General features: G+C 39.8%; 9 protein-coding genes. All 9 read right to left on the bottom strand.

Annotated elements, in window-relative coordinates; all coding sequences use genetic code 11:
- The coding region (locus tag L1070_RS19930) for a hypothetical protein (RefSeq protein ID WP_237126881.1) at positions 1 to 211 on the bottom strand (211 nt) is incomplete at its 3' end.
- On the bottom strand, positions 198 to 461 hold the full coding sequence (locus L1070_RS19925; protein ID WP_237126880.1) for a hypothetical protein: 264 nt from the start codon (positions 459 to 461) through the stop codon (positions 198 to 200). The genes L1070_RS19930 and L1070_RS19925, both read right to left, overlap by 14 nt.
- 42 nt (positions 462 to 503) lie before the next feature.
- Entirely contained in the window at positions 504 to 1,187 is a 684-nt protein-coding gene (locus L1070_RS19920) for a hypothetical protein (RefSeq protein WP_237126879.1), read from the bottom strand.
- Positions 1,188 to 1,233: 46 nt separating this feature from the next.
- Positions 1,234 to 3,981, bottom strand: a complete 2,748-nt coding sequence (locus L1070_RS19915; protein WP_237126878.1) for a DUF3962 domain-containing protein — start codon at positions 3,979 to 3,981, stop codon at positions 1,234 to 1,236.
- Positions 3,982 to 4,001: 20 nt separating this feature from the next.
- The gene (locus tag L1070_RS19910; RefSeq protein WP_237126877.1) at positions 4,002 to 7,421 is read right to left on the bottom strand and encodes a hypothetical protein; all 3,420 of its coding nucleotides are present in this window, start codon (positions 7,419 to 7,421) and stop codon (positions 4,002 to 4,004) included.
- Positions 7,421 to 8,908 carry a hypothetical protein gene (locus tag L1070_RS19905; RefSeq protein ID WP_237126876.1) on the bottom strand — a complete coding sequence of 496 codons (1,488 nt, stop codon included), beginning with the start codon at positions 8,906 to 8,908 and terminating at the stop codon, positions 7,421 to 7,423. The genes L1070_RS19910 and L1070_RS19905 overlap by 1 nt, the downstream gene beginning before the upstream one ends.
- A gap of 1,066 nt (positions 8,909 to 9,974) precedes the next feature.
- Positions 9,975 to 10,871, bottom strand: coding sequence for a TniB family NTP-binding protein (locus L1070_RS19900; protein WP_237126875.1), 897 nt, complete (start codon positions 10,869 to 10,871; stop codon positions 9,975 to 9,977).
- The gene (locus tag L1070_RS19895) at positions 10,868 to 12,727 is read right to left on the bottom strand and encodes a Mu transposase C-terminal domain-containing protein (RefSeq protein ID WP_237126874.1); all 1,860 of its coding nucleotides are present in this window, start codon (positions 12,725 to 12,727) and stop codon (positions 10,868 to 10,870) included. Before L1070_RS19895 ends, L1070_RS19900 begins: the two co-directional genes overlap by 4 nt.
- A gap of 1 nt (position 12,728) precedes the next feature.
- The gene (locus tag L1070_RS19890; protein WP_237126873.1) at positions 12,729 to 13,367 is read right to left on the bottom strand and encodes a TnsA endonuclease N-terminal domain-containing protein; all 639 of its coding nucleotides are present in this window, start codon (positions 13,365 to 13,367) and stop codon (positions 12,729 to 12,731) included.
- Between the last annotated feature and the right edge of the window lie 177 nt (positions 13,368 to 13,544).

The raw sequence follows: 13,544 nt of genomic DNA, 5'->3' as shown, positions 1-13,544 counted from the left end.
TTGCCAATGCGCTTTTATCTCTTAATTTTTCAGTAGCAACATAAACCATTTCATTTTCAATTTCGTTTTGAGGACGGATCCGAATACCTAAATTAGATCTAGCTTTCAATTCTAGTTCTTGTAATTTGCCAGAAAGATTTCCAGCTGCGGTGATAGCTGATTCAAAATTAAGATCTGATGACTCTAGTGATAATTCATTAAAGCTTCTCACAAACCCTTTTTGAGCTTAGCTCACTAAACGATAGCATTGAAGATACAAATGGATACTTAACTTCGTTATAGATGTCATCCACATAAATTTTCATCTGATCTAAAACCGATTTACAGATCTCAGGGAAGTCCGCGCCATCATCTGCGTCAATGAATCCATCAAAGAGTAACAAATCACGCTTAAGAGTTAACAGCTTGGATGTATTCATACCAACCAGTAAGTTCTTACCATCTAAAAATTTAGTATCCACCGTTCCCCCTAAATCAAAGTCGTATGAACTATAGAGATCCCATTAGACATAACTCTTTCCCTCAAGCTCAATGCCAATCATATATTCAATGCTTTTTCGACTTCGTTGGAAAAAAGCCTCAAGCACCTCAACAGTATCACCTTGTTCAAATCTATGCTGAACCAACATAACTTCCTCTACTGTTATTGGTAACCCGTGGTTAAGTAGTCGACCTTCAGTAAAATTTAAATTTCTTTCTTTTGAGAAATTAATGTCAGCTTTTATATTTCCAGCCTTGATTGGGGTAAATGTTGGGTAGAGTTCAATCTGAAAGAATTCTCGGGTACTAAAATCGCTAATTAACTTATCAATACTGATATCAACCGACCAATGTCCTTTTTTTCTGATGGGGCCATAATGACTTTCAGTTAAGAAATGTACGCCTTCATAATCAACAGAGGAGTTTGTTAATACAGTTCCTGCCATACGAAATATTTCAACCCAATAAACCTCTCTGGTAAAAGCAGCCTTATTGCATTCAATCCCATCCTCTAAAATTATAAAATCAGGGATTAGCCCTGTGTCATCATATATCTCCCTTAATCTTTTTTGTTTGGGAGTATCACCGGAAACCTCTTGTATATGTTCTTCAAACCGCTCTTGAGGCGCTCTGGAAGTCTTTCCAATGTAGAAAACTTTCATATCTCGAGGATCAACCAAAGCATATATAGAGTAAACAACACTCATTATCCAAGGACCTGCCAATTATAAAATTTATATAAATATCAACCAATTAAAGCTTCAAATACTCTTCCAACTTGTTGAGCACAAACAATGGTGATGGTGTTTTAACCCAAGTCTCCAGCCTAGCAGGAACAACTCCTCTACGGAGAGATCCCGTAAATTGAGCAACCTTATCGATATCTTCATCAGGAAGGGATGAAACTACTACAAACTCCGCCGCATTTGGTCTCATAGCTTGACCAATATCGGGAGCAAACTCTTTAATTGAAACTTCTTTCGTTTTTGGATGCGCCTGACTTACGATGAGCGAACGATAACAACTTAACCCACGGGTATATTGCTGAACTGGCTCACCCAATGACCAATATACAGGTATGTCTGAAGCCCTGACGTTAAACATACTAACAGTAGTAGTCGTTTTATCTATACCATCATTATCAAATTTTTCCTGGATTAGTTTTGGAGCTTGCTCCCTTACTCGAACAATTCGTAGGGATGGCCATCTAGTTTTCGCCTCGTTGACTAACTGAAGTACACCAGAATCAGCAAGCAATGACCAATACTTACGCCCCCCCTCAGCTTTAATGTAAACATATGCGAGTGGAGTTTTTCTTTCAGCTTCATCTAATACTTCCGAGCAAAAATATTGAAACAATGCCTGCCTATCAGCTTTCTTTTTCCCCAATGAAAGAGTGGACATACATCGCTGAGTTAGATATTGGATTGCTTTCGTAAAAGGCATCCAATCGGTTATTACAGATTCAGCTAGTTGGTGCCCTATTTTCACTTCTGTTAACCCGGAACTAACATTTACTCTAGACGCTACGGCGACTTCCGCTGACTTTGCCCTAGTCTCATTTGTCGCAGCATAAACATTTATACCATATAGGTATTGAGGCAACTTCTTTTCAGTGTGGTAATTGGCGGCTCGCTTAGCTAAGCCTGGTAACATCCCCAAATGCCCAAAAACTAAATCTAATAATGCCTGTTGGGCTTTCATCACATATTGTTCAAGTTTACTCGTTGAATTACTCCTTCTATCAGGAGGCAACAAGTATTGCACAGGAATAGCGGAGCTCCCCGCAAAAGCTAGCTTTGCAGCGGGTTTATTAACTTCATCATCAACCTTAACCCCCGACTCTGTAGGGTAGAACTTAGGTGCCTGTATCAAGCAGACAGCTTTATTTGAAGTAGGAATAACAGTCTTAATAAATTCTAGCCATCTTTCTTGGCGCTTTTTCTTTCTCTGATGCTTTTTCTTTTCTTCCTTTGAAGGTAGGGAATCTCTCGGCCCATGGACAAAATCAGGTAATGCTATTGATTTTATAGATAATCTATCGCCAAATAGAACTTGCGCTATACGTTTTAATACATCCCCTTCCGCTGGAGAGCTTGTAATCATATACGCCGTCATATCTTCGATATGTTTGGTAACGTCTACATCACTTAAATATGCGTTAATCAACTCAGGAAGGTATATCTTTTTATCCGATCCAACAGTTGGAATATTCGAATAGTCAAAGAACTGCTCCGGCAAAGCTTCCCCCAAATAAAATGAGTCAGCAGCAGACTCCTTTAACTCTCTATTTCTATCTTTTACAAGTTTATTTAAATAAAGAATGCTTGAATAAGCCTTCAACGGGTTTTTAATTCGTTCGAAATCTGAAAATCTTGTAAACCCGTATACGGATAACTTTTCATATACAATATTGAATGCATCCTTTCTGTCTTTTTCAGGTACACCTGTTCCTATTTTATTCTGTAATTCTCCCTCACTATCGTAGTCGTGAGCGAGTCCAATAAAACAATTCGCATCAACTTCAAATCGTTTTTCGCCAGTACTTATATACTTTATCCCAAACTTACGAGCTAGGGCGGAAAATGCACAATCAGGTGTCCACTTCCAATTACTTTGGACTGTTTTTTCTAACTTGAAATTGTAAGCTCTAGTGCCCTCAAGTTCGATAAGGTAACCATTTTTAGTTCTATTTCGCGTATATTTATCGCTTAAGCTATCTAACCATTTCCGCTTTTTAAAATTTACATAAACTATCGGCGCTTTTGCGCCAGGCAAGGTTTCAACGGAGATCTCACAGACTAAGCTGAATCTGCCTTCTTGATGGTCATCGATAGGAACACTTATCAACTCAGCCTTATTATTGTTATTCCCGACCAATCTATGTACAGGTGGTAGTTCAGGGAAAATTTCTTCCCCTTCCAAAATCGATGCTATGTCATTTGCCGATAATGGATATCCCTCACTTGGTGGGGTCAGACCACCAATGTCACTTCTGCTCCAAGGAAATAACTGAATTGATTCACTTGATATATCAACCAAAGTATCGTCATCCAATAATCCAAACACTTCATCTCTGAAATGGTCAGGCAAATTATTCTGCTCAATAAATAGAGTTAAATCGACCTCAACCCACTCTTCTATGCAAGAAAATACGGAATCCTTACAATTACCTACTTGTTTTAATAAGCAACATAAAGATTGCTTCTTACGATATAAATTAAAGCTACTTAAGCCTAAATAATTGTCCGTCGACAGCAGGTTTGGCAATTCAGCGTAAAGAAGACTGCGAAGTGCACCTGTCGGCAAAGAAATAAAAGCATCGTCACCATCATTTTGAGGTAAACTATTGTTAGCAAGTTTAAACATTTCAGCAAATAATGAGACAGCTTTAGGAGTCCAACTCACTTTACTAATATCAACAATTAAGGGGGAAGACTCATCCGGAGGAGAAAGAGCCAATGCCATGTCCTGTTTCATATTTATTGAAATGTTGCTCATAAGTCTATTTTCCTTCTAGGTTAATTATCCAAGATATCTCTTGTTAGGCAGCCGGGTTCATAAGGTTCTTGCTCGGTTGGATCTTCATAAGATTCCAACTTTTCAAAGTTAAGATTTTTCGTTCGTCTCAATGGCTCAAGGAAAGATCCATATAACCTGCTATATATTGATGCATGCTTAGGGTTAGGGCTGTTGATACAGTCTTCCAGTATTTCCACTAATTGAACTAACATACTTGTAACAGGTGTATCCTTTTCGCCGCGGCAAGACATTTGCGCCCATGCAGAATCTACAAAAAAACACTGAACTGCACAGCCGCCCCTCATACCTCTCCCTATAGTTTGTAGCAATTCAACCGCGATATTGGCCGTGAAGGGTTCAAGTAACTTACCCAACCGACTGGCCATCAAAGGGTTTCGTAGTAATCGTCCAATATGAAAATAGGCTTCTTTTCGCCCTTTTTTTAGCGCTTCATGAATAGCTTCGATCCCCGATACATGAGAGAAATCAGCTTGGTTAAACTTTTCAGACTTACTACCAGCAATACTTACAAGTAACGAAAGATCATCGACCGATGGATGAGGACGAGTTAAAAAGAAAATGTTACCGATAGCCGCGTCCCTTTCTCGTTCACCTTTAGTGAAAACAATATTGACACCCCGACCAATGGCTCCCATTGGAAAAATTAACAATTCAATTGAATCATCATCACCAATTGCTTCCACTTGCGATGTAGTAATATACCCATGCTTGTCACCAAACTTTCCAACATCTTTTGTCAGAGCAACGGTTCTGTGCTTCCACTCAGGGAACCTTGCGTCAATAAAGGACTTCAACTGTTCACATTGCTCAAAGCTATTTACGACGAAAGCTGCTTTTCTTTTCTTAGGGTAAGCGTCAAATTTATCTATAGCATTTTCAACAAAACCATTATTCAACAATTGGAAAACCATTCTTTCCAAATTATCTTTCCGCTTTTGTTCAGAGGCTTCTCCACTATACCTCAAAAACTCTTTACCATGATGTGTGGTTTTTAATGGCAGAAATGTAAATAAGCTGTGTTCCGAACGATCTTTCTCTTGGCTCCCCCTGACAACATAGTCGGGTTCTTTTTCAACATGAAATGCGGGACTTTTCTCAAGAAAGCTAGTAGCGCTTGTAAAAAGTACTTTCGGGTTCGATACTGAACCTTCCCAAAACTTATGTAAGTTATACATATATGCTCTTGGAGAGCCCGCAAACAATATGTACTGCAGCCTAATATTCTTATGTTCAATAACACTGTTATTGATTGTACTGCGAGACGTAAAGAAACGTACCCCAGACAACCCCCCCAAGATGTTATCATTCGTATACTTAAGCAACTCTTCAGAACATCGTTGGTCCATGTTTAACGGCTCAATAAATCCTTCATCAATTAATGCGTTTGCATGCGGCTCTAATTTTCTATAACCCATAATGGTGAAGGTTACAGCTGTTAGTAATCGCGCCTGTTGCATTTTCTGAGGTTGACGGTCATCCTGGATATATGGGTTAATCGTTGCCAAAATTTCTTTTAACGCATTATCCAGCCCAGAATCACTTTCTTCTGTTAGCCAATATCTAAAAGCATTAACTAATGTTTGATGGCGTTCTTTTACATCACTCTCTGTGATGTATAAGTTTTTGGCTACAAATTTGATATCTAGATTTTTCCCTATCACCTCGTCAGGGGAACCAAGTCTGTTTATAAAGGCATGCACAGAAGCGCTTTCCCACAACTGGGACAAAGCATCCTTCTTTCGGAACAGGCTGTCTGAATTGGATATTTCTTTGTGCGTATTCTTACCACTACCAGAAATCAACTCCCCGAGTATCCTCGCTGGAGTTAAAAGTGCGCCTTCATATTTCGCCAATTGCAATCTATCCAACGATTGAACTGCATTAACTAAAAGGTGGCTACAACGACTAAAATCGAGTGTGCTCACATAGAATGAAAAAATCTGGGAGTCTCCCAGCTGATAGTTATGACCTGCTGCCAACTCTCTCTGTCTATTGAGCAAATCAGCATTAAAAGAATTCACATCCCCCGTTAAAGAGAGGGTTGCAATACCTTGTTCATCTAAGTGGCTCTGTACTCTATCGGCCTCATCGAAAATAACAACATCACTTCTTTTTGCGATTAGTTCGAAATATCGCATACGCTGCTCAATCACATGCTTCGGGACATCTGTATCTGCTGAAGCTATATGTCCAAGCCAAACCTTCGAACCGACTAGTTCCCTAGGAGCCTTTTGATACCCACAGCAAGACCATAAAGGACACAGCCTTGGCTGTAATTTACCACTATTGCTGTTCTTGTTCTGTGAATGGGATTCATTCCTTTCAAGTACATCCTCACAGAAAGTTCCCTCTGGAACTAGTCCTGCCTCGCTTGCAGTCGTATAAGCAGAGAGTGGACAAGTTGTTGAAAAGTAGTCAGCCCCAGGTGCTGTAAGCGCAAATCCATTTAGGTGATCTCCGCTAGCAATAGTCTCCGCCAATTGGTGAGCATGCCGTTTTCTTGTATTGCCACTTCGCCCCATAAGTAGACCAGCTTCAACATTATAACGTCTTAAAGTTGTTAGATATTGCCGACATACATCTATAGATGGGAAAAATAAGACCGTTCTAAATCCATTTTTAAATAGCCAATTAGTTACACAAACTAGCAAAGTGGTTTTCCCTGAACCTGGAAGCCCTATTAGATGCTTTACAGCCTCTAAAGTTATTCTATTAGTTTGTTTAAATTGACCATCAACTAACGGAATCTCACAAATAATATTCTTTAATCTTTCAAACCAGTTACCCGCGCGGTAGGACATTTCCTCATCAATCGCATCCATCTCTCGAGCTAGTTCAAATAGTTCGCTGAACTCTATTTGGATGGGTTCTTTATATGGAGGAGAAAAATCATGTTGTTCTGGCCTTTCTATATTTGGCAAGCCGTCAAGTTCATATGTGAATGATGAACTTGCGTCCTTTATCTGTATAAACTTTTTAGAGTCTGAGCTTGAAACAAATAAGCCCTTATGCGGAAGCGATTCGTGTGGCATTTCAAGCTGCTTAATAGCTTCAGATACTTCCAGTGGAAGCAAATCATGCACAAGCGAAAATTCTAGAGTTTTCTCATTAATATTAAACAGTCTGCGGTCAGGCTCACCTTTCCTTTGTTCGGTAATATAATGATCGTTATATCGAATTACACTTTTTCTAATGGCAGACAAATTATTCAAATGGAAACACTTTCGCCTTAAATTAAGTAAGGCTTGTTTATGTTCACAAAGATTCGGTGCGCTAGCCACTGACCTATAACCCGATAATAACAATGGGGCTAATCTGAGATCATGGCATTCCAAATAGCGATGCATAAATACGCATAACCAATTTATTATATTCACACCTTTCCAACTAACTTCCATTACAGTTCCTCCATCCAAATCAATACATCGCTAACAGACATAAATGCCAAATTTTTGGAACCCGAATAGAGAGTTTTCAAAACATCTAAATAATCACCTTGTTGCTTAATAACATTGTCATTTATGGCAACAATTTTTTTGTGGTAGTCAGATAACCCGCCGATAGATTTTGATAGCTTCTGAGCTAAAAATTTGGGGTTTTGATACCCTTTAACATCAATGCCTATATCGAACCCACCAATAGATACATCGCATTGATCACTGTTAGGAAATAGAGTGCAATTGAGTCCAATAGACTCAGCTTTGGTAAAAATGTTTAACTCGTCAATTCCTGGCCCAAACCAGTAAAGGAGTAAATGTGCTTTCAGTATCAGCAAAGAAGAATTCGGTTTAGTACCATGAATAAGACTTTGATCTACTGAAAAAAGATTGCACTGCTTAATATTGCAACGCCCGATAGAAGGTTTAGACTTCCTCAGTGCACAACCGCAACCGCTGCAGGTGTATAGCTTTCCATCAATAAGATCTGCCTCTTGAATGGAGCGATAGCATCCAACTCGTAAAAAGCTGTCAGCTTTTTGTAAATGGTTAGCCTTTAAAAAACTAAGTAACTCTTCTGTTTCAACAATTGGATTTTTAACAACAAAACCACGAATAAATGTATATGCCTGATGACGGGTTGCCCCAAAACCTGCACATAAGTTAATGAACTCTTCAAAACTATACCTTTCTCGAAGATCTGCATCTGAATGAATATCTCCCAACTCAACGCAATCCTGTGTTGGGCAACGGTGGTCTATATCTATCAATACAGTATCTTTATATGGAAAATCTTCATCTTGAAACTTAGATATATTCCAAAATTCATCCCCTAAAGGATAGTAGCAACGATTTAAAACCTCGTGAATGGAAGCACAATGATCGACCAAGCCTTCATTTATTCTAAATTTACTCAGCAGGCACATGGCAGTGCGCAATTCAGGGGGAATATTAGTCCCATCGACAATTGAGTTATTTTCCACCTCTACAAATTGCTTTAACACACCTTTAGCCAACATACGGACCGCAAGTAACTCTTCCGAGAGTTTCCAAGGCGAAACGAATCCGCTTTCGTCACAGGATATGTTCTGTTCCTCTCTCGTAGGTTTGGTTGCTTGCTTTAAGAGTTCCTCAAATTTGACCGGTTGCTCCAAGTAAAACAAGCATTGCTCTGTAGATAATTGAGGAACCGAGTCAGCAATTTTCTGAACTTTCCATCCATCTTGGGAAAGTTTTCTAGCCAACAAACACTGTAAAAGGTGCCTATATAAATACTTCTTGCCTGTGGGGGCATCCAGTATCCCTTTTGTTCGGTAGTAATTAACAGTCCGTTTCGATACGGGTCGGTTTCTAACAGCATCAATTTCGTTTTCCAGCCTGTTGACTATATCAACAAGCTCTTCGCTCGTACCTGACCAATTTTCTATCTCTGAAGCAGAATACAACATAGATGTTACACTAAATGGTGTTATATTGAAAATAAATGTAACACCATTTAGTGTAACATTGAAGTTTTAGTTAAAGAACATACAATCTACATATGTTTTTGATTGCAACATTATCTCGATTGATGTCTTTATAGAACCAGTTTTTTCTTAAAATTCTATTTGATATTAATTGGTTAACTCGCTTTGGATACTTCAATAGAAGCCACTTCCCTAGAGAAATAACATAATGCCTCTCAACTAATTCACGCTGCTCAAAAGCAACCCTAGTCCCGATTAGCTTTACAACAGACTGGTTACAGCTCTGGCAGAGATAGTCTTGCAAATCTGGAGCTAAACTCTCAGAGACGATCAACCTGCATAGCTGGTGCAGCAATATCAGCCTATCAAAATCAAATTTCCCGCAGTTAACAAATTGCCTGTCTATCGCTCTTAATTGTGCTGCCCAGCGCTCAAACAGCACTTTGTTCCAAAAGCGTACATGATGGTTTGGAGATTGCCGTAAATCAAAGCCACACTTCCAACAACAGGCCATATCCACATCTTTGTATATACCTGGTTTTCCGAGTTCGCAACGATGAAAGGAAGCACTAGCGCCACACTCAGTACATCGGTCATGCATTATTATTTGGTGATAAGGGCAAAAGGTATAAAAGCCGACTCGCCATGAAAGTCGATAGTATGGTTCAGCCCCTTCAGCCAAACACTGCGGGCAAAACTGCATACCGTACCCGTTGTGCAGTCTGTGTTTAATTACTAATGGGCAGAGCCATCTAAGCTGGCCCGATAATGTAAGTTCGGGAAACAGACGTCCTTCAAAAAGTGCAAGCGTGTGCTTTTTTAACTCTTCGCAGCTCACGCTCGCTTTCTCACTTATTTTACCCAACAGCCACTGTGGTATATGCCTGTCTATGTCTCTGTTCCACAGTTGATAATTTGAACCAAATTCTAGCCGACAAAACGTTTGGAGCTTTAGCCCATTGCTATGAGCACATCTGACTAGCCAAGAAGAAAGGCACTCTCCATTATAAGGTTTAGGGTGGGCTGGCCATAACTTACCAGACAGCATTTACGATACGCCATCTAGTCTACGTTTCCTTGCTGAGGGCGTGATCCAATCCAAATCATCCAACACTTTTAAAGTGATTTGTTCTATTTTATTTTCAATCGCATACACCGCGGCATTATTCAATATTTTGCTTAGCTCTCCGATATACCCCTCCGACATAGCAAATAAACGAGATGCTAGTTTATGCTCGTGTAGTACCGATGGCTTTTTGAGTGGCAACATCCTCTCAAAGCTCGCTAAGAGCCTTAAATACTCATTATCAAATTCCCACCTAGAAAGCATTACGGGTTCAAACCGATTAGCTAATTGCGGATCTGTTTGCAGTGCTCTAAATGCATCCTTGGTTCCTACCCCAACTATTGTAATTTGAAGCTCATTGCCCAAATATTTGAGTACATTTAAAAAAGCCCGTTGGCGATTAGTATTCCCCGCTAGAATATGATGAATTTCGTCAATCACTAATATCTTTAACCCAACATATCTAAGCAGTTTAATGACTTGAAACTGCTTTTTATCGACTCGCTCACTCGGTTTATAAGGTGCAAATAGCAATTCTAAAATCGAGTTATAAAAGCGGCCTTCGTCAGGAACAGGCGGTGCTTGAACGAACATAACAGGTGCCAATACTCCATCACCTTCGGGGTTGTCTTCGGCTGGGTGGTTTCGACAAAACTTTTTCATCAACATAGTTTTGCCATTATTGGTATCACCTACGATGAGTAAGTTAGGCATTCTTTCTGTTCGAGGGTGTACCAGCAAATCCTCAAGCTTGTTTAATATGTTTTTCGCTTTGGAATAACCAATCCAGCGGTCTGAACGTATTTTTTCAATCCTTTGAGCATCTTCTAAAGAGAGCATTCCTTTGGCACTGTCATTTAAGTGACTAAAATCGCTCATGACCATTCATCCATATCATCAAAGGGTTCAATATCTAGAGTAGAAATTGCTAATTCGCCTGGTTGCTCCTGAACTGCTGGCATTGGGTTAGGCTTTTCTGCTTGGGTATGATTCTTTCGTCTCTGCCGTGAACGTTTTGCAGCTTTAGTTTTGTTAACTGCTTCCTGTTCAAGCTCTCGCATTCGCTCGTATGCCTCAAAAATCGTGTGTTCATTGATTTTGCCACCTGACTCTTCAACACGCTTAAGGGCTTCTCGTAACTCCCAAATACTTATCGCTGGATGAGAGGTATCCCGATAAGGAATTTGGTAATAAGACTTGAGCTCTGGGTCAAAAAACCAAATTAGGCTAATATCTCTGGGATCACGACGCACCATAAACTTGCGCTTTCTCTTTGTATCTTGCGGATCAATCGCATTTATCCAAGGTCTTAAAACATCGTGGTAGTAATAAATTTTATCTACCACAATGCCGTAATCTTGTATTGTGCGCATTTCAAAAGGCATAAGATCCAGCTTAAGCTTTTCTTCATCTATTATTTTCGCTGGCAAACCTCTACCAGGCATTTCACTATCGCCCAGTATTCCTTGCTTATATCGAGCGAGTGGTGCCATACCTAACATTGAATGCTTCTTTTGGTGGTATACATTAACAATGTAATCCGCAAGCCACTTTTCAAATTCAGATAGCGTTAAAGCTGCTGCTTTTTCTGAGTCATAATCACCTTTCTCTTTTGGGTTTGCGAATGTAGAACCGGGTAAAGCGTGAACTTCTTTCGATAATGTGCCTAAAGCTCTTTCAACATGGGCTCCATAATTAGGTCTTGCTACCGGCCTCCACTCCAAATCCATCGAGTACTGACTACAAGCTCGTTTTAGCATGTTACCCCTGAACTCTTTTGCATTGTCCGCATGAATTTTGTCTGGTAACCCCCATACTGGCCACTCTCCGCTAACACCGAGTTTTGCTAACCATCTTTCTTTTGGCAAAATTGAGTGTGCGAGACATAACCCCGTTGTCATTGCACTCGGGGGATCAAACGATATATAAAACCCAGTCACCAATCTGCTAAACACATCAAATGACAAAGTGATCCAAGGTCTTCCTATCGGCGCTCGGTAATGATCATCCACTAAAATGATGTCAAGCTTTGTGTGATCTATTTGCACCACAGCGAGTGGCCAATCCGCGCCAGGGAATTTACCCTCTATAGGTTTAAAGTCATTGTCTGATTTTTTACGCCCATGTCGCTTTCTTGACACTAGCTCAAGTGGTAACGCTTTAACTCGGTTCCTAACTGTATTGTCATGAGGTGGCGTAAGCCCTCTTTTTAAACATTGGGCTTTCACGGCATCAATAACCTTTCGAACAATTTTCTTCTGTTTGGTGAGGTATTCTGTTGCGATTGCTTCTTTAATTATCTCTTCAACTATTTGGTCGCCTTTAATCGCTCCTTTATCACTTCTCGTCTTTGGTAACAACGAGGTAAGTAACCCTGAACCTTCATATGAGCGAAGCCATAAGTACACCGTATTCACATGTAAGTCATGCGCTTGAGCTCTTTCAATAACTTGGTCTCTCGTACGCCCACCTTTATTAACTAAAGGCTTGATGACCTCGTATCTTTTATTGGCAGTTTCCCAAGCTTCTTCTGAAATAAGCATGAGCTCTTCGTCGCATTTGCGAGGTTCAACTTCAAGAGGAGGCAACAATGATTCGGCTTTAGTTTCTAACGTTTCACCTGTTGACTCATCCACTAATATCACTTTAGACAGATTAAACACTTCAGCAATACGGTAGTTTTTACCTTCCCTTGAGACCTTTTTCCCTGGCTCTAACACTAACGACTTATTCACATCAACAGCTCCATATCTCTCGTGTCATGGTGATCTTTTGGTTGAGATTCATGCCAATTTGACCCGTTCCAATCAAATACCACAATGTTGGCAACAATCTGGCTTGATTCCACGGATCAGAGTATATCTTTTCAAGTAACCCTGTCGGAGTTGTGCGCCCCAGCTTTTTTAAATTTCCAACTAGCAGCGCCATATCTGCTTCTTCACTAGCACCTTGCCTTATAAAAGGGAGAAGAAACTTAACTGACTCCAGATAGGGTGTTCTAATTTCCTTTTCAGTGACGATTTTAAACCTCCACTGATTTTCCTTTGCATATTTGATAGCCATCCGGAACTTCGGCTGTAGCTTGTCCCAATTTACCTTGAGATCACTTCGATACTTTACTTCATATAAAGTGGGTTTTTCACCTTGCCTGAAGGCTAGTACATCAGGCGTATAACTACGTCGCTTGTCTTCATTATTTAGCCACGTAATTTTAACAGGCTGAACCTCAAACCGACTTATGTGCTTGTCGAATTCAAGTAGGCTTATAAAGTCTCGCTCCAGTGTTGACTCAAACATTGCTTGCCCATCAGCTTTACTGTGCGCTGCAATTCCTGTCACATTGCGATAGTTTTTTGGAATGGTTCTTACGGGCATAAATACCTAATATATTTGATATACAAAGACTATTTAAAAAATCACCGCAAACATCCAGTACAATATAAAGATGTAAATTAGGTTTTAAACAGACTCAACTATGTTAATAGTAGCTTATAGCGATGTAATTTCGACTCTAAATTGAGGTTTCAGTACAAAAAAGCGATGGAACTCACA

Origin of the sequence: Pseudoalteromonas sp. MMG022, assembly GCF_021654245.1 — a bacterium.
GTDB classification, from domain to species: Bacteria; Pseudomonadota; Gammaproteobacteria; order Enterobacterales; family Alteromonadaceae; genus Pseudoalteromonas; species Pseudoalteromonas amylolytica.
This window is presented reverse-complemented; position numbering and strand designations above follow the sequence as displayed.